A 17,534-nucleotide genomic window follows, 5' to 3' on the forward strand; every position below is an offset into this window, starting at 1 on the left:
GACGGGCATCGATCCCGACCTGATGGGCGACATATCGAGGACGCCTGGTAACTCGGTGATCATGCCAGCGGCGGTACGAGAACTCGTACCGCCGCATCTCTGCGCAGCTCACGCAGCGCCCTTCGCGCAGCTCACGCAGCGCCCTTCCACGCAGCGCCCTTCGCGCAGGTCACGCCGCGCCGCGCTGCAGCGCCTCGCACACCGCCGTGGACTCGCGCGCGCCGAGTTCCACGGCGCGGCCGCAGTGGGCGATCCAGGCGGCCATGCCCTGCGGGGTGCCGGAGACGTAGCCGTCGAGCGCCTTCCGGTAGGCCGCGCGGCCGAGTTCGGCGTGGCCGACCTCCGCCGGGCAGACCGACTTCGGGTCCAGACCGCTGCCCACCAGTACGACGCGCTCGGCCGCGCGCGCGACCAGGCCGTTGTGGGAGGTGAAGGGACGCAGGGCCAGGATCTCGCCGTGCACGACGGCCGCCATGACCAGCGCGGGCGCCGAACTGCCCGCGAGGATCAGTTCCGACAGGCCCTCCAGCCGCCCGGAGACCTCGGCCGCGCCCGGCAACGGCAGTTCGATCAGCGGCTCGTCGGCCTGCTCGCCGTCCAGGCGCGGACGTCCGACCGCGTCCGCCTCACCGGCCGCGGCCACCAGGTGCAGCCGGGCCAGGACCCGCAGCGGCGACTGCCGCCAGATGGACAGCAACTGCCCCGCCTCGGCCGTGAGCCGCAGCGCCGCGCCCATCGCGCGCGCCTCGCCGTCACCGCTGAAGTCGGTGCGCCGGCGCACCTCTTCGAGGGCCCAGTCGGCGCCGGACAGCGCCGCGGAGCCGCGGGCGCCGCGCAGCGCCGCCTCGGAGGTGATCTCGTTGCTCCGACGCCGCATGATCCGGTGGCCGTAGACCCGGTCCACGGCCTTGCGAACGGACTCCACGGACTCGGCCACACCGGGCAGCGAGCCCAGCGCCGCAAGGGGGTCCTCCTTGCGTGAGCCCGCGCGAGAGCCCGGGGAAGGATCAGCGGTCCCGCCTGTCGTACTCATGAGTACGACCCTACGCGCCCGCACCCGGCACGCGGACCCCTCCCCCGGACGCCCACGCCCGCTTCCGGCGCCCTGCCTCACGAAGGAGTGGTCTTTCGCCACGGTCGGTCACTTCACGCGACGCCTCCACTACTGTTGGTGAACATGAAAATTGCTTTCGTCGGGAAGGGCGGCAGCGGCAAGACCACTCTGTCGTCCCTGTTCATCCGCCATCTGGCCGCGGCCGGCGCACCGGTCGTCGCGGTCGACGCCGACATCAACCAGCACCTCGGAGCCGCCCTCGGCCTCGAGGAGGCTGAGGCCGCCGCACTGCCCGCGATGGGCGACCGGCTGCCGATGATCAAGGACTGGCTGCGCGGCACCAACCCGCGCATCGCCTCCGCGGAGACGATGATCAAGACCACCCCGCCCGGGGAGGGCTCGCGGCTGCTGCGGGTCCGGGAGGGCAACCCGGTGTACGAGGCCTGCGCGCGCGAGGTGGAACTCGACGGCGGCCCCGTCCGTTTGATGGTCACCGGCTCCTTCACGGAGGCCGACCTGGGGGTCGCCTGCTACCACTCCAAGACAGGAGCGGTGGAGCTGTTCCTCAACCACCTGGTGGACGGCCGCGACGAGTACGTCGTGGTGGACATGACGGCGGGTTCGGACTCCTTCGCCTCCGGGATGTTCACCCGCTTCGACATCACGTTCCTCGTCGCCGAGCCGACCCGGAAGGGGGTCTCCGTCTACCGCCAGTACAAGCAGTACGCCCGCGACTTCGGCGTGATCCTCAGGGTCGTCGGCAACAAGGTGCAGGGCCAGGACGACGTCGACTTCCTCCGCGCCGAGGTCGGCGAGGACCTGCTGGTGACGGTCGGGCACTCGGACTGGGTGCGCGCCCTGGAGAAGGGCCGGCCGCCCCGGTTCCCCCGCCTGGAGGACGCCAACCGCCGCGCCCTGCGGACCCTCCAGGTCGCCGCCGACGCGACCTACGAGCTGCGCGACTGGGAGCACTACACCCGCCAGATGGTGCACTTCCACCTGAAGAACGCCGCCTCCTGGGGCAACGAGCGCACCGGGGCCGACCTGGCGGCGCAGGTAGACCCCGGTTTCGTCCTCGGCGAGGGCGTCACCGCCTCCGTCTGACGACGGCCGCCCGGGCCCGGCCCCCGACCGGTCCGGACGGGCCGCGGCGTCCGGCGCGGCGCCCCAGCGGCGCCGGACCGCCCGCGGACCCGGCCGTACCCGGGTGGCGCACTCAGGGCCTGGGCGCCCCGGGGACCCCCTTGGGCGCCGGGGCGGGGCCGTCCGGCAGGAAGGACGCCCAGCCCTGCTTCGGGGCCTCACCGACCCCCAGGCCGCGCAGTCTCTCCAGCGTCTGCGGGTCCTGGGCGTCCAGCCAGTCGGCCAGCTGCCGGAAGGAGACGCAGCGCACGTCGGGCTTGTTGCACACCTCCTTCACGACCTCCTCGACGGCCCGCATGTAGGTGCCGCCGTTCCAGGACTCGAAGTGGTTGCCGATGATCAACGGCGCCCGGTTGCCGTCGTAGGCGCGGTAGAAGCCCCTGAGCAGGCCGTCCCGCATCTGGTCACCCCACTGGCCGAACTTCGCGGGGTCGCCCTGGGTCTTGGTGCCGGACTGGTTGACCATGAAGTTGTAGTCCATGGTGAGCTGTTCGAAGGTGCGGCCGGGGAAGGGCACCAGCTGCATCGACAGGTCCCACAGGCCCTCCTTCTTCCCGGGCCACACCTGGTTGTTGACGCCGCTGGTGTCGTAGCGGAAGCCCAGTTCAGCGGCCGCCCGCAGGAAGTTCTGCCGGCCCTCGAGGCAGGGCGTGCGGGCGCCGACGAGCTCCTTGTCGTAGTCGAAGGGCAGCGGAGCCGCGCTCTTCATGCCGGTGTTGGTCTTCCAACGCTTCACGAATTCCTTGGCCTGCGCGATCTCGCTCTTCCAGTCCTCGACCGACCACTGGCCGACCCCGCCGTTCTCGCCGCAGAAATGGCCGTTGAAGTGGGTGCCGATCTCGTTGCCCTCCAGCCACGCCAGGCGCAGCTGTTCGACGGTGTCGGCGATGCCCTTCTCGTCGTTGAAGCCGATCTCGGAGCTGCCCGCGGTGTGCTGGGGCGGCTGGTAGAGGTCGCGCCTGTCCTCGGGCAGCAGGTACACGCCGCTGAGGAAGTACGTCATCGTGGCGTTGTTGGCTTTTGCGACCTCGCGGAAGCGGGAGAAGAGCTTCTGGCTGTCCTCCCCCGCGCCGTCCCAGGAGAAGACCACGAACTGCGGGGGTTTCTGACCGGGCCGCAGCCGCTCCGGTCTGGGCAGGTTCGGCTGCGCTCCGGTGTAGGCGGTGGAGCCGTCGCCGATCAGGCGGACGATGCCCCTCGGCGCCTGGGGGGCGTTCTGGGGTCCGTGCACTGCCTGTGGGGAACCGTCGGTGCCGCTCGCGCACCCGGCGAGCGACGAGGCGCAGGCCGCGGCGACGACGGCGCCGACGGCGAACCTCTGGGTGGCGGCCATGCTCCGCCCACCTTCTTCCTTCTCTCGTCCAACGCCGAGACGGCGTCTGCTGGGGGTGCCGGGGCTGACCGGCAGCGCCGTCAACGTCGCACGGGGCGGAGCAGGAATTAGTACGACAAGCCGACAAAACGATCGCTTCACTCGTCGAGGTGAAGCGATGCCCCATTCGCGCCGATAATCCATGCATGGCCTTTACTCGGCATTACGATCGTTTTACCGAGCGTTGATTCAGTTGATCCATCCCGCCGCTGCACGCCGTGACCCACGGCCGCGACCCGACCCCGCCACACCGCGGGGACCACCTGTTCCGCGACCGCGCCGCCCCGGAGGAGACGGGAACCATGTCAGCCTGCGTTCCGACCCGCGCCGCCGACTCGCCCCGGCACCAGCGCCCCCACCAGCCCGATGGCGCGCCGCCCGGCCGCCGCCGCTTCCGCGTCGCGGGCGCCGACGTGTCCGCCGCCATCGCGGTCTTCCTGATCGCCCTGCCCCTGTCCCTCGGCATCGCCCTCGCCACCGGCGCCCCGCTCCAGGCCGGCCTCGTCGCCGCCGCCGTGGGCGGACTGGTCGCCGGCCGGCTCGGCGGCTCCCCGCTCCAGGTCAGCGGCCCCGCCGCCGGCCTCACGGTCGTCACCGCCGACCTGATCCACCGTTACGGATGGCGTACGACGTGCGCCATCACCGTCCTCGCGGGGCTCGCCCAACTCGGGCTCGGCTGCCTGCGGGTGGCGCGCTCGGCACTGGCGGTGAGTCCCGCCGTGGTACACGGGATGCTGGCCGGCATCGGCGTCACCATCGCCGTCGCCCAGCTCCACATCGTCCTCGGCGGCAGTCCGCAGAGTGCCGTGATCGACAACCTGCGTGCCCTGCCCGCCCAGTTGGCCGGGCTGCACCTCGACTCCGTGTCCGTGAGCGTGCTGACCCTGGCCCTGCTGCTGCTCTGGCCGCGGCTTCCCGGACGGACCGGACGGCTCCTGACCAAGGTGCCGGCCGCGCTCGTGGCGGTCTCCGGGGCCACCGCCGCCGCATCGCTCCTGGGGCTGACCCTGCCCCGGGTCGACCTGCCGTCGTGGAGCAGCCACGCCCTGGCCGGCCTGCCCGAAGGACCGGCGCTCGGCCTTGTCACCGCCGTCCTCACCACCACGCTGGTGTGCAGCGTGCAGTCGCTGCTCGGCGCCGTCGCCGTGGACAAGCTGGCCGCCGGCCGTGCCGCGCCGGCCGCCGGCGTCGGGCGCTCCGACCTGGACCGGGAACTGCTCGGGCAGGGCGCCGCCAACGTCGTGTCCGGGTCGCTGGGCGGGCTGCCGGTGGCGGGGGTGGCCGTCCGCAGTACGGCGAACGTCCGCGCGGGCGCCGTGAGCCGCAACTCCACGATGCTGCACGGCGCTCTGGTGGCCGTCGCCACGCTGCTGCTGGTGCCGGTCCTGGAGTTCATCCCGCTCGCCTCGCTCGCCGCCCTGGTGATGGCCGTCGGCATTCAGATGGTGTCCCTGCACCACATCCGCACGGTGACCCGGCACCGGGAGGTGCTGGTCTACGCGGTCACGACCCTCGGCGTGGTGGCCTTCGGCGTCCTGGAGGGCGTCGCCCTGGGCGTCGCCGTGGCCGTCGGCGTCGCCCTGAACCGCCTCGCCCACACCCGCATCACCCACGAGGAGAGGGAAGGAGTCCATCACGTCCACGTCCGCGGGCAGTTGACCTTCCTCGCGGTGCCGCGGCTCAGCCGGGTCCTGCACCACGTCCCCCAGGGCGCCGACGTCGTCGTGGCGCTGGACGGCTCGTTCATGGACCACGCGGCCTACGAGTCGCTGCAGGACTGGCGCCGGACGCACACCGCGCAGGGCGGCTCCGTCGAACTGACCGGCCGCCGGGCCGGAGTGCGCCTCGCCGAGCCGGCCGACTCCGGCGGCTGCCGTTGCCGGCCGTGGACGCCCTGGCGCAACCACCAGTGCGGACGCCCGCTGCCGGCGGCGCCCGAGGGCGGCACGGACGCGCCCGGGCCGGCCGTCTCGGGTCCGAGCGGGCAGGCACTGGCGCGCGGCATCAGCGCGTTCCACCGCAACACCGCGCCGCTCGTGCGGGACGAGCTCGCGCGACTGGCGCGAGAGGGCCAGCAGCCCTCCCAGCTCTTCCTCACCTGCGCCGACTCGCGGCTGGTGACGTCGATGATCACCTCCAGCGGCCCGGGCGACCTCTTCGTCGTGCGGAACGTGGGCAACCTCGTGCCGCCGGCCGGCGAGGAGAGCGGCGACGACTCGGTGGCGGCGGCGATCGAGTACGCCGTGGACGTGCTGCGGATCCGGTCGGTCACGGTGTGCGGGCACTCCGGGTGCGGGGCCATGCAGGCGCTGCTCGGCTCGGCTCACGAGCAGCCCCGGTCACCGCTCGGACGCTGGCTGCGGCACGGGCGGCCCAGTCTGGAGCGGCTGGCCGACGACGGCCGCCCCCGGCCCCGCCTGTCGGGGCGCCCGCCGGCCGACGAGGTCGAGCAGCTGTGCCTGACCAACGTCGTGCAGCAGCTGGAGCATCTGCGCGCCCACGACTCGGTGGCACGGGCCCTGCGGGCCGGGACGCTGGAGCTGCACGGCATGTACTTCCACGTGGGCGAGGCGCAGGCCTACCTGCTGGCGGGGGCGGAGGACGGCCAGGAGGTGTTCACCGACGTGGAGGCGGCTGAGGGCCTGCCCAGCCCGGCCTGAGGGCTCCGGTGCGCCCGTGCCGGTGGCCCGTGCGGACGAGCCGGAGCGTGCGCCGCCCGTGCGACGCACGGCGGCGCCGTCCGCCCGCCGCGCGCACCCCGGCGACACGCCCGGACGCGCGCGGCGCCCGCCGGGCCGGCCGGCGGGCATGCTGAACTGGGGCGGCCCGCCGTCCGTGGGAACGGATGACACCGACCGTCGGAGCCGACGCACGCGCCGCTCACGGGCACCGGTACGCCCGTGAACGCCGTGTTCACGACCCCGCAGAGGTCTAAACCAATTTCCCGTCGACCCTTGTCATCGGGCCCCCGGGTCTGATGAGCTGTGGCCGGGACACAACGGACACCCTGAGAAAGGGAGATGTCGTGAGCAACGAAAGCCTGGCCAACCTCTTGAAGGAGGAGCGACGCTTCGCGCCGCCCGCTGACCTGGCCGCGAACGCCAACGTCACGGCAGAGGCGTACGAAAAGGCCAAGGCTGACAGGCTCGGCTTCTGGGCCGAGCAGGCCCGCCGCCTGACCTGGGCCGAGGAGCCCACCGAGACCCTCGACTGGTCGAACCCGCCGTTCGCCAAGTGGTTCAAGGACGGCACGCTGAACGTGGCGTACAACTGCGTCGACCGGCACGTGGAGGCCGGTCACGGCGACCGCGTCGCGATCCACTTCGAGGGCGAGCCCGGCGACAGCCGCGCCATCACCTACGCCGAACTCAAGGACGAGGTGTCCAGGGCCGCCAACGCGCTGCTGGAGCTCGGCGTGCGCAAGGGCGACCGGGTCGCGATCTACATGCCGATGATCGCGGAGACGGCGATCGCGATGCTGGCCTGCGCCCGGATCGGCGCCGCGCACTCCGTGGTCTTCGGCGGCTTCTCCGCCGACGCGCTCGCCACCCGCATCCAGGACGCCGACGCCCGGGTCGTCATCACCTCCGACGGCGGCTACCGCCGCGGCAAGCCGTCCGCGCTGAAGCCGGCCGTCGACGAGGCGGTCGAGCGCGTGGACAACGTCGAGCACGTGCTCGTCGTCCGCCGCACCGGCCAGGAGGTCGCCTGGACCGAGGGCCGGGACATTTGGTGGCACGAGCTCGTCGACCGGCAGTCCGCCGAGCACACGCCCGAGGCGTTCGACGCGGAGCACCCGCTGTTCATCCTGTACACCTCCGGCACGACGGGAAAGCCGAAGGGCATCCTGCACACCTCCGGCGGCTACCTCACGCAGGTGGCCTACACCCACTGGGCCGTCTTCGACCTGAAGCCGGAGACCGACGTCTACTGGTGCACCGCCGACGTCGGCTGGGTCACCGGGCACTCGTACATCGTGTACGGCCCGCTGGCCAACGGCGCGACGCAGGTGATGTACGAGGGCACGCCCGACACCCCGCACCAGGGGCGGTTCTGGGAGATCGTGCAGAAGTACGGCGTGACCGTCCTCTACACCGCGCCGACGGCGATCCGGACGTTCATGAAGTGGGGCGACGACATCCCCGCGAAGTTCGACCTGTCCTCGCTGCGCGTCCTGGGCTCGGTCGGCGAGCCGATCAACCCCGAGGCGTGGGTCTGGTACCGCAAGAACATCGGCGCCGACCGCACCCCGGTCGTCGACACCTGGTGGCAGACGGAGACCGGCGCGATGATGATCTCGCCGCTGCCCGGCGTCACCGAGGCCAAGCCCGGCTCGGCCCAGCGTCCGCTGCCCGGCATCGCGGCGACGGTCCTCGACGACGAGGCCAACGAGGTGCCCGACGGCGGTGGCGGCTACCTGGTGCTCACCGAGCCGTGGCCGTCGATGCTGCGCACCATCTGGGGCGACGACCAGCGCTTCATCGACACCTACTGGTCCCGTTTCGAGGGCCGGTACTTCGCCGGTGACGGCGCCAAGAAGGACGAGGACGGCGACATCTGGCTCCTCGGGCGCGTCGACGACGTGATGCTGGTGTCCGGCCACAACATCTCCACCACCGAGGTCGAGTCCGCGCTGGTGTCGCACCCGTCGGTGGCCGAGGCCGCCGTCGTCGGCGCCGTGGACGAGACCACCGGCCAGGCCATCGTCGCCTTCGTGATCCTGCGCGGCACGGCCGCGGAGACCGAGGAACTGGTCGCCGAACTGCGCAACCACGTCGGCAGCACGCTCGGCCCGATCGCCAAGCCGAAGCGGATCCTGCCGGTGGCGGAGCTGCCGAAGACCCGGTCCGGCAAGATCATGCGCCGCCTGCTGCGGGACGTGGCGGAGAACCGGCAGCTCGGTGACGTCACGACGCTGACCGACTCGACGGTCATGGACCTCATCCAGTCCAAGCTCCCGTCGTCGTCCAGCCAGGACTGAGCACGGGGCGAGGGGGCACCCGGTGACCGCCGGGTGCCCCCTCCCGTGTCCACCCCGAGGATCACGGGGCAGCGCCGGCTCCTCCCGGGTGAACCGGGAACAACGTCATACGAGAAGATCGTCCAAGGGTGCGCCGGGAAGTCTGGTCGGCATGCGATGCGTGCTGCCCACCGACCGGAGGTCTCCGACGTGACCACCCCCACCCCCACCCCCACCCCCAACGCCGCCCGCAGGGCTCTCGGACGCCTGTCCCTGCCCGAGCGGACGTTCGTCGCGGACGCGCTGCGCACCGAGACCGTCGGCGGGGTGCTGCTGCTCGTCGCCGCGGTCGCCGCCCTGCTGTGGGCCAACGTCCCCGGACTGCATCACAGCTACGAGACGGTCTCCCACTTCGCCTTCGGCCCTTCCGCCCTCGGCCTGCGGCTGTCCGTCGAGCACTGGGCCGCCGACGGACTGCTCGCGATCTTCTTCTTCGTCGCCGGCATCGAACTCAAGCGCGAACTGGTCGCCGGTGACCTGCGCGATCCCAGGGCGGCCGTCCTGCCGGTGGTCGCCGCGCTCGCCGGCATGGCGGTCCCCGCCGTCGTCTACGCGGTCACGAACGCCGCCGCGGGCGGATCGCTCGCCGGCTGGGCGGTGCCCACGGCGACCGACATCGCGTTCGCGCTCGCCGTGCTCGCCGTCATCGGCACCTCGCTGCCGAGCGCCCTGCGCGCCTTCCTGCTGACGCTCGCCGTCGTCGACGACCTGTGCGCCATCCTGATCATCGCCGTCTTCTTCACCGAGCGGCTGGACTTCGCCGCGCTCGGCGGGGCGGTGGCCGGCCTGGCCGTCTTCTGGCTGCTGCTGCGCAGGGGCGTGCGCGGCTGGTACGTGTACGTCCCGCTGGCCGTGGTCGTCTGGGGGCTGATGTACACCAGCGGCATCCACGCCACCATCGCCGGTGTCGCCATGGGCCTGATGCTGCGCTGCACCCCGCGCGAGGTCGCCGGGCCGGACGGGCCGCGCCCGGAGGAGCACTCCCCCGGCGAGCGCGTCGAGCGCCTCGTACGGCCGCTGTCGGCGGGCCTCGCGGTGCCGCTCTTCGCGCTCTTCAGCGCCGGCGTCCCCCTCTCCGGCGACGCGCTGTCCGACGTGTTCACCAGGCCCGAGACGCTCGGCGTGGTCCTGGGTCTCGTCGTCGGCAAGACGGTCGGCGTCTTCGGCGGCACCTGGCTCACCGCGCGCTTCACCCGGGCCTCGCTCGGCGAGGACCTGGCCTGGGCCGACCTGTTCGCGGTGGCCACGCTCGCCGGGATCGGCTTCACCGTCTCGCTGCTCATCGGCGAGCTGGCGTTCGAGGGCGACGCGGTGATGACGGACGAGGTCAAGGCCGCCGTCCTGACCGGCTCCCTGATCGCCGCGACGCTGGCCACGGTCCTGCTGAAGCTGCGCAACGCCCACTACCGCCGGATCTGCGAGGCCGAGAACCGGGACGAGGACCTCGACGGCGTCCCCGACGTCTACGAGGAGGACGATCCCGCGTACCACCTGCGGATGGCCGAGATCCACGAGCGGAAGGCCGCCGAGCACCGCCACCTCGCCGCGGTCAGGGCCGCCGAACGGGAGAGACGGCTTGCCGAAGTACCGGGCGGGGCAGGCGAGGAGAACCACGGTCCGGCATGATCTGACGGGACGGTACAAACGTCAGGACCGTTTCCAGCCGGACAGACGCAGACAGATGAGGGAGACCGCGATGAGCGCACCCGACGGCGGCCCGGTCGGTGCCGAACGCAGCATCGGCCAGCTGGTCGCTTCGGCGACGACCGAATTGTCGGCGCTGGTGCATGACGAGATCGCCCTGGCCAAGGCCCAGCTGAAGCGGGACGTCAAGCGCGGCGCGACGAGCGGCGGCGCGTTCAGCGCGGCGGGGGTGCTGCTGCTGTTCTCCCTGCCGATGCTCAACTTCGCCCTCGCCTACGGCATCCGGACCTGGAGCGGCTGGAACCTCGCGGTCTGCTTCCTGCTGTCCTTCGCCGCCAACGTCCTCGTCGCCGCCTTCCTCGCGCTGATCGGCGTCGTCTTCGCGAAGAAGGCCAAGAAGGGCAAGGGGCCGCAGAAGGTCGCCGCGTCCGTGAAGGAGACGGCCGGCGTGCTGCAGAAGGCCAAGCCGCACCCGCGCCCCGAAATCCCGGCTTTGGAGGAGCGGGCCCCGGAGGCAGTCGAGGCTGTGGCACGCTCGTCGTCATGACGGACCCAGCCACCCCTTCGGCGCATCCCACCTCGGTCGTCCGGATCGACCTTCCCGGCGGGACGAAGGTGACCCACCGCGACGTCGCCGCCAACGGCGCGCGCTTCCACATCGCCGAGCTCGGCGACGGACCGCTGGTGCTGCTGCTGCACGGCTTCCCGCAGTTCTGGTGGACCTGGCGCCACCAGCTCGTCGCACTCGCCGACGCGGGCTTCCGGGCCGTCGCCATGGACCTGCGGGGCGTGGGCGGCAGCGACCGCACACCCCGCGGCTACGACCCCGCCAACCTCGCCCTCGACATCACCGGCGTGATCCGCTCGCTCGGTGAGCCGGACGCCGCCCTGGTCGGCCACGACCTGGGCGGCTACCTGGCGTGGACGGCGGCCGCGATGCGCCCCAAGCTGGTCCGCCGCCTCGCGGTCGCGTCGATGCCGCATCCCCGGCGCTGGCGCTCGGCGATGCTGACCGACGTCCGGCAGACCGCCGCCGGCTCCTACATCTGGGGGTTCCAGCGGCCCTGGATCCCCGAGCGGCAGCTCACGGCCGACGACGGCGCGCTCGTGGCCCGCCTGCTCCGGGACTGGTCGGGACCGCGGCTGCCGGACGACGACGCCGTGGAGATGTACCGCCGCGCCATCTGCATCCCCTCCACGGCGCACTGCTCGATCGAGCCGTACCGCTGGATGGTGCGCTCCCTGGCCCGCCCCGACGGCATCCAGTTCTACCGGCGGATGAAGCGGCCCGTGCGCGTGCCCACACTGCACCTGCACGGCTCGCTGGACCCGGTGCAGCGCACGCGCAGCGCGGCCGGTTCCGGGGAGTACGTCGAAGCGCCCTACCGCTGGCGGCTGTTCGACGGACTGGGCCACTTCCCGCACGAGGAGGACCCGGTCGCGTTCTCCACCGAACTGGTCAACTGGCTGAAGGATCCCGAACCCGACCGGTGACGGCTCCGACGCGGGCGGTGCCCTGACGCGAACACCTGTGCCCTGTTCGGCCATGTGCCCGGCGCATAGGCCAATTGGGGAGCCGGCGGGCGGTTATCGACCTTCGGGCAGGGGCACAGGTCCGGGTATGGGCTGGACGCACGACTACAGTGACGCGGCACGCGACCACCGCTCGACGGGTGGTCTCAGTTCCCACCGGCGGGGGGCACCGCAGATGCCGGGCACGGACCGGGTGGGGATCCCGCACATCCTGCGCCGCCGGGCACGCTGGGTCTCGGTACGGCTCCGCCACGCGCGCGACTGACCTCCCGCCCCTGTCGCGGAAACGGGCCGCCCGGGCGTCACGCGCCCGGCTGAACCTCGTGGCGGCGGGCCGCTCGCGCCTCACAGAGCGCAGGCGTCGCTGCCCACCTGCCGGTTCGCGGTGCGCCCCTCGGCGATGTCCTGCCGGATTTCGTCGGCCGTGAGCGCGTAGCCGGTCTCCGCGTCGTCGAGGGACTTCGCGAACACCACGCCGTAGACCTTGCCGTCGGGCGTGAGCAGCGGGCCGCCCGAGTTCCCCTGGCGGACGATGGCGTAGAGCGAGTACACGTCACGGCGGACGGTGCCGCGGTGGTAGATGTCCGGGCCGTTGGCCGTGATGCGTCCCCGCAGGCGCGCGGCGCGGACGTCGTACGCGCCGTTCTCCGGGAAGCCGGCGACGATCGCGCTGTCGCCGCCGCTCGCGTCGGCGGAGGCGAACTTCAGCGCGGGCGCCTTCAGGTCCGGCACGTCGAGGACGGCGATGTCGCGCCGCCAGTCGTAGAGGACAACCTTCGCGTCGTACTTCTCGCCCTCGCCGCCTATCTGGACGGTGGGCTCGTCGACGCCGCCGACGACGTGCGCGTTGGTCATGACCCGCCGGTCGTCGAAGACGAAGCCACTGCCCTCGAGGACCTTCCCGCAGCTCTCGGCGGTGCCCATCACCTTGACCACGGACCGCTTGGCCCGGGCGGCGACGACGCTGTTCGCGAGGGCCGCGTCCGGCGGGCGGACCTCGTTGATCGGCTCGTTCGCGAACGGGCTGAAGACCTGCGGGAAGCCGTTCTGCGCGAGGACCGAGGAGAAGTCGGCGAACCAGGTGTCCGCCTGCGCGGGCAGCGCCCGCGAGACGCCGAGCAGCACCTTGGAGGTGCGCACCTCCCTGCCCAGCGTCGGCAGCGTCGTGCCGGCCAGGGCGGAGCCGATGAGCCAGGCGACCAGCAGCATGGCGACGACGTTGACCAGGGCGCCGCCGGTGGCGTCCAGGGCACGGGCCGGGGACCAGGTGATGTGCACGCGCAGCTTGTTGCCCAGGTGCGTGGTGAGCGCCTGGCCGACCGACGCGCACACGATGACGACGACGACCGCGACGACGGCGGCGGTCGTGCTGACCGCCGAGTCGTCCGTCAGGGCGTCCCAGATGACCGGGAGGGCGTAGACGGCGACGAGGCCGCCGCCCAGGAAGCCGATCACCGACAGGATGCCGACCACGAAGCCCTGGCGGTAGCCCACGACCGCGAACCACACAGCGGCGACCAGCAGCAGGATGTCCAGCACGTTCACCGCTTCGAGCCTCGCCTCATCTTCTTCCGTCTCACCACGGGCCGGCCGGGGACCTGGGATGCGTCCCTCCGGCGGGACGGCACGGACCCCACCCTGTCATGACCGCCAGTCGAGTGGGACCTGCTTGCCCCGGTCCCAGGGCAGCTCCCAGCCCGCGAAGTGGAGCAGGCGGTCGATGATCCCGGCCGTGAACCCCCACACGAGGGCCGATTCGACCAGGAATGCCGGGCCGCGGTGGCCACTGGGGTGGACGGTCGTGGCGCGGTGCGCCGGGTCCGTGAGATCCGCCACGGGCACCGTGAACACCCGGGCCGTCTCGGCCGGATCGACGACGCCGACCGGGCTGGGCTCGCGCCACCAGCCGAGCACGGGCGTCACGACGAAGCCGCTGACCGGGATGTAGAGCCTCGGCAGCACGCCGAACAGCTGCACCCCGCCGGGATCGAGTCCGGTCTCCTCCTCGGCCTCGCGCAGGGCGGCCCGCAGCGGCCCGTCGCCCTCCGGGTCGCCGTCCTCCGGGTCGAGGGCGCCGCCGGGGAAGGACGGCTGGCCGGCGTGCGAGCGCAGCGAACTGGCCCGCTCCATCAGCAGCAGCTCCGGCCCCCGCTCCCCCTCGCCGAAGAGGATGAGGACGGCGGACTGGCGCCCCGCGCCGTCCTCCGGCGGCAGGAAGCGGCTGAGCTGGACCGGCTGGACCGTCTCCACCGCGCGCACCACCGGATCCAGCCAGCCGGGCAGGCCCTCCTTGCTGAGCACCACCTGGCCACCCTGGGTCTCGCTCGCGCGCGTCATCGCCACCCCCGTCGTCCTGCTGCGTCCAACGCCCGGTCGCCGGAGTTCGTTCCACCGGTCCGCGCACCCGCGGCCCGCCGGCCGACCGGACCGCCTTCCGGCCGGGGCGGGCCGGCCGGTGGTGTTCCGTGGCCGGAACGGGCCGGCCGCCGTATCCCGTGGCGGCCTGGACCGGGCTGCCATGTCCAATGGCCGGCCCGAACCGCGCCGCCGTGTCCGGTGCCCGCCGCGGGACGGTCCTCCGCCTGCCTCATCCGGCCCCCAGCGGCGGCGCCGGCCTGCCGCCCGCGTCCAGGTACGCCTGCGGCGGCTTCAGTCGCTGGCCGGGGAAGCCGCCCTTCTCGTACTTCAGCAGCTTCCTGGCCTTCTCCGGGTCGGTCTCGCCCTCGCCGTAGGCCGGGCAGAGCGGGGCGATCGGGCAGGCACCGCAGGCGGGCTTGCGGGCGTGGCAGATGCGGCGGCCGTGGAAGATCACATGGTGCGACAGCATCGTCCAGTCGCTCTTCGGGAAGAGCGCGCCGACGGCTGCCTCGATCTTGTCGGGGTCGGTCTCGTCGGTCCACCGCCAGCGCCGCACCAGCCGCTGGAAGTGCGTGTCCACGGTGATGCCGGGGCGGCCGAAGGCGTTGCCGAGGACCACGAACGCGGTCTTGCGGCCGACCCCGGGCAGCTTGACCAGGTCCTCCAGCCGGCCCGGCACCTCGCCGCCGAACTCCTCCACCAGCGCCTTCGACAGACCCATCACCGACTTGGTCTTGGCGCGGAAGAACCCGGTGGGCCGCAGGATCTCCTCGACCTCCTCCGGATTGGCGGCGGCCAGGTCCTCGGGGGTGGGGTACGCGGCGAAGAGCGCGGGCGTGGTCTGGTTGACCCTCAGGTCCGTGGTCTGGGCGGACAGGACCGTGGCGACGAGCAGCTGGAAGGGGTTCTCGAAGTCCAGCTCGGGGTGGGCGTACGGATACACCGTGGCGAGCTCGCGGTCGATTCGGCGGGCGCGGCGGACGAGAGCGGTGTGCGACTCGTTCTTCCACGGCTTCGGGGCGACGGTCCTCTCGGCGGACACCTGCTTCACGGGGGCCGTGGCGGCCTCGGGAGCGACGGTCACCTTCCGCGGCGGCCTCGCCTTCTTCACGAGGGCGGCGCCGCCGGCGGTCTTCCTGGCGGTGGTCCTCTTCGCGGCGGGGGACGCAGCGGTCTTCTGGGCGGCGGTGGCCTTCTTCGCGGCGGTCCTCTTCGCGGGAGCCGCCTTCCCCGACGCGGGGGTGTCCTTCGCGGCGGCCCTCGTCGCGGCGCTCTTCCTCACCGGCGCCGGCTTCTCCGCGGGCGCCTCTTTCGCCGCCTTCGCGCCTTTCGCGCGACCCTCGGGCTCTTGTTCGCCCACAGCGCAACCCTTCCGTGCAACCACCCGCGCAGCCCCCTCGTTCTGTGCTCTCACCGGCGATTTGGACACCCGGCCAGCCTAAGGGTCGGCGCCGGGATCCGCTTCGGACCTGGAAGATCGCTCCCCAATCGGCCCCCTGCCGCTTACCCCGGGACACCTGTGCGGCATCCTTGTGACAGATCACACTGTTCGGACCGTCCGGCAAAATGGGGAACCCGGTCCCCTGGCACACCTGGGGAGCGAGACTCCCCTGAGCAGGTCGACAAGGAGAGAACTCGTGGACGACGTTCTGCGGCGCAATCCGCTCTTCGCGGCGCTCGACGACGAGCAGGCCGCGGAGCTCCGCGCCTCCATGACGGAGGTGACCCTCGCACGCGGCGACTCGCTGTTCCACGAGGGCGACCCGGGCGACCGTCTCTACGTGGTCACCGAGGGCAAGGTCAAGCTGCACCGCACGTCCCCCGACGGCCGCGAGAACATGCTGGCCGTCGTCGGCCCCGGCGAGCTCATCGGCGAACTGTCGCTGTTCGACCCGGGCCCGCGCACCGCGACGGCGACCGCCCTGACCGAGGTCAAGCTGCTGGGTCTCGGCCACGGCGACCTCCAGCCCTGGCTGAACGCGCGGCCCGAGGTGGCCGGCGCCCTGCTGCGCGCCGTCGCGCGGCGCCTGCGCAAGACCAACGACCAGATGTCCGACCTGGTCTTCTCCGACGTGCCGGGCCGTGTCGCCCGCGCCCTGCTGGACCTCTCCCGCCGCTTCGGCGTGCAGTCCGAGGAGGGCATCCACGTCGTGCACGACCTGACGCAGGAGGAGCTGGCCCAGCTGGTCGGCGCCTCCCGCGAGACCGTGAACAAGGCGCTGGCCGACTTCGCCCAGCGCGGCTGGCTCCGGCTGGAGGCCCGCGCGGTCATCCTGCTGGACGTGGAACGACTCGCCAAGCGCTCCCGCTGACCCGGCGCCCGGCGGCCGTACGCCGATGTGGTCCCGTCTCGTACGAGGCGGGACCTTTGCCGTCCCCCGTCGCTCACGCCCGATGCCGTCCGGGCCCGCCGCCAGAGCGGCCCGTGCCGCGCGGGGCCCGGCCGGCCTCCGGTGGGCGAGGCGCCGGCGCCGGGCGGGCGGCGTCAGATGAGTCCGTGCTCGCACAGGTATTCGAGCTGCGCCCGCACCGACAGCTCCGCCGCGGGCCACAGGGACCGGTCAACGTCGGCGTACACGTGGGCGACCACCTCGCTGGGGGTGCGGTAGCCGTCCTCGACCGCCGTCTCCACCTGGGCGAGCCGGTGGGCGCGGTGGGCGAGGTAGTACTCGACCACGCCCTGGGCGTCCTCCAGGACGGGCCCGTGGCCGGGCAGGACCGTGTGCACGCCGTCGTCGACGGTCAGCGACCGCAGCCGCCGCAGGGAGTCCAGGTAGTCGCCCAGCCGGCCGTCGGGGTGGGCCACGACCGTCGTGCCGCGCCCGAGCACGGTGTCACCGGTCAGGACCGCCCGGTCGGCCGGGAGGTGGAAGCAGAGGGAGTCCGCGGTGTGGCCGGGGGTCGGCACGACCCGCAGTTCGAGGCCGCCGACCACGATCACGTTCCCGGCGGCCAGGCCCTCGTCGCCCAGCCGCAGCGCCGGGTCGAGGGCGCGCACCTCCGTGCGGGTCAGTTCGGCGAAGCGTCCGGCGCCGTCGGCGTGGTCCGGGTGGCCGTGCGTCAGCAGGGTCAGGGCTATGCGCTTGCCCGCCTGCTCCGCGGTCTCGACGACCGTGCGCAGGTGGCCCTCGTCCAGCGGACCCGGGTCGATCACGACGGCCAGGTCGGAGCCGGGTTCCGAGACGATCCAGGTGTTGGTGCCGTCCAGGGTCATGGCGGAGGCGTTGGGCGCGAGCACGTTGACGGCCCGCGCGGTGGCGGGTCCGGAGAGCACGCCGCCCCGGGGCTGCCCGGGGAGCGCTGCTGCGTCCGTCATGCGGGGGACCTTCCTGGACGTCGGTGATGCCGGCCGAGCGGGTCGTGCTGGTCGTGCGGCTTGTCCGGGCCGCGCTGGTCGGGCGCCGCCGGGC

At 72.7% G+C, this 17,534-nt stretch carries 13 protein-coding genes; 7 read left to right on the forward strand and 6 right to left on the reverse strand.

Features of this window, described 5'->3' with window-relative positions; all coding sequences use genetic code 11:
* Positions 1 to 169 precede the first annotated feature (169 nt).
* A complete protein-coding gene (locus ABZ920_RS19160) occupies positions 170 to 1,033 on the reverse strand; it encodes an oxidoreductase (RefSeq protein ID WP_361505920.1) in 864 nt (287 codons plus the stop codon).
* A gap of 144 nt (positions 1,034 to 1,177) precedes the next feature.
* On the opposite strand from ABZ920_RS19160, the gene ABZ920_RS19165 reads away from it, so the two are divergent.
* Entirely contained in the window at positions 1,178 to 2,158 is a 981-nt protein-coding gene (locus ABZ920_RS19165) for an ATP-binding protein (RefSeq protein ID WP_361505923.1), read from the forward strand.
* A gap of 112 nt (positions 2,159 to 2,270) precedes the next feature.
* Here ABZ920_RS19165 and ABZ920_RS19170 read toward each other — a convergent pair whose 3' ends face one another.
* Positions 2,271 to 3,530 carry a hypothetical protein gene (locus ABZ920_RS19170; protein WP_361505926.1) on the reverse strand — a complete coding sequence of 420 codons (1,260 nt, stop codon included), beginning with the start codon at positions 3,528 to 3,530 and terminating at the stop codon, positions 2,271 to 2,273.
* A 341-nt stretch (positions 3,531 to 3,871) separates the two neighbouring features.
* Here ABZ920_RS19170 and ABZ920_RS19175 point away from each other — a divergent pair, with 341 nt between their 5' ends.
* The 5 genes from ABZ920_RS19175 to ABZ920_RS19195 all read left to right on the forward strand — a co-directional run bounded on the left by ABZ920_RS19175 (position 3,872) and on the right by ABZ920_RS19195 (position 11,727).
* A complete protein-coding gene (locus ABZ920_RS19175) occupies positions 3,872 to 6,229 on the forward strand; it encodes a SulP family inorganic anion transporter (RefSeq protein WP_361505929.1) in 2,358 nt (785 codons plus the stop codon).
* Between the two features lie 365 nt (positions 6,230 to 6,594).
* A complete protein-coding gene (gene acs / locus ABZ920_RS19180) occupies positions 6,595 to 8,550 on the forward strand; it encodes an acetate--CoA ligase (RefSeq protein WP_361505931.1) in 1,956 nt (651 codons plus the stop codon).
* 189 nt (positions 8,551 to 8,739) lie between these two features.
* On the forward strand, positions 8,740 to 10,215 hold the full coding sequence (gene nhaA, locus ABZ920_RS19185) for a Na+/H+ antiporter NhaA (protein ID WP_361505933.1): 1,476 nt from the start codon (positions 8,740 to 8,742) through the stop codon (positions 10,213 to 10,215).
* 70 nt (positions 10,216 to 10,285) lie between these two features.
* The gene (locus ABZ920_RS19190) at positions 10,286 to 10,780 is read left to right on the forward strand and encodes a phage holin family protein (protein WP_361505936.1); all 495 of its coding nucleotides are present in this window, start codon (positions 10,286 to 10,288) and stop codon (positions 10,778 to 10,780) included.
* Entirely contained in the window at positions 10,777 to 11,727 is a 951-nt protein-coding gene (locus tag ABZ920_RS19195) for an alpha/beta hydrolase (protein WP_361505938.1), read from the forward strand. Before ABZ920_RS19190 ends, ABZ920_RS19195 begins: the two co-directional genes overlap by 4 nt.
* Before the next feature lie 384 nt (positions 11,728 to 12,111).
* Here ABZ920_RS19195 and ABZ920_RS19200 read toward each other — a convergent pair whose 3' ends face one another.
* The 3 genes from ABZ920_RS19200 to nth form a co-directional block, all read right to left on the reverse strand.
* Complete coding sequence (locus tag ABZ920_RS19200) at positions 12,112 to 13,311, reverse strand: MarP family serine protease (protein ID WP_361505941.1); 1,200 nt, start codon at positions 13,309 to 13,311, stop codon at positions 12,112 to 12,114.
* A 96-nt stretch (positions 13,312 to 13,407) separates the two neighbouring features.
* On the reverse strand, positions 13,408 to 14,103 hold the full coding sequence (locus tag ABZ920_RS19205) for a CoA pyrophosphatase (RefSeq protein ID WP_361506061.1): 696 nt from the start codon (positions 14,101 to 14,103) through the stop codon (positions 13,408 to 13,410).
* A 250-nt stretch (positions 14,104 to 14,353) separates the two neighbouring features.
* A complete protein-coding gene (nth, locus tag ABZ920_RS19210) occupies positions 14,354 to 15,406 on the reverse strand; it encodes an endonuclease III (RefSeq protein ID WP_361505944.1) in 1,053 nt (350 codons plus the stop codon).
* A 355-nt stretch (positions 15,407 to 15,761) separates the two neighbouring features.
* On the opposite strand from nth, the gene ABZ920_RS19215 reads away from it, so the two are divergent.
* Positions 15,762 to 16,436, forward strand: coding sequence for a Crp/Fnr family transcriptional regulator (locus tag ABZ920_RS19215; RefSeq protein ID WP_355895905.1), 675 nt, complete (start codon positions 15,762 to 15,764; stop codon positions 16,434 to 16,436).
* Between the two features lie 173 nt (positions 16,437 to 16,609).
* Here the strand turns inward: ABZ920_RS19215 and ABZ920_RS19220 are convergent, their stop codons facing one another.
* Positions 16,610 to 17,440, reverse strand: a complete 831-nt coding sequence (locus tag ABZ920_RS19220) for an MBL fold metallo-hydrolase (RefSeq protein WP_361505947.1) — start codon at positions 17,438 to 17,440, stop codon at positions 16,610 to 16,612.
* Between the last annotated feature and the right edge of the window lie 94 nt (positions 17,441 to 17,534).

The sequence above is a fragment of the Streptomyces sp. NPDC046831 genome, assembly GCF_040645305.1.
In the GTDB taxonomy this organism is placed as follows: domain Bacteria; phylum Actinomycetota; class Actinomycetes; order Streptomycetales; family Streptomycetaceae; genus Streptomyces.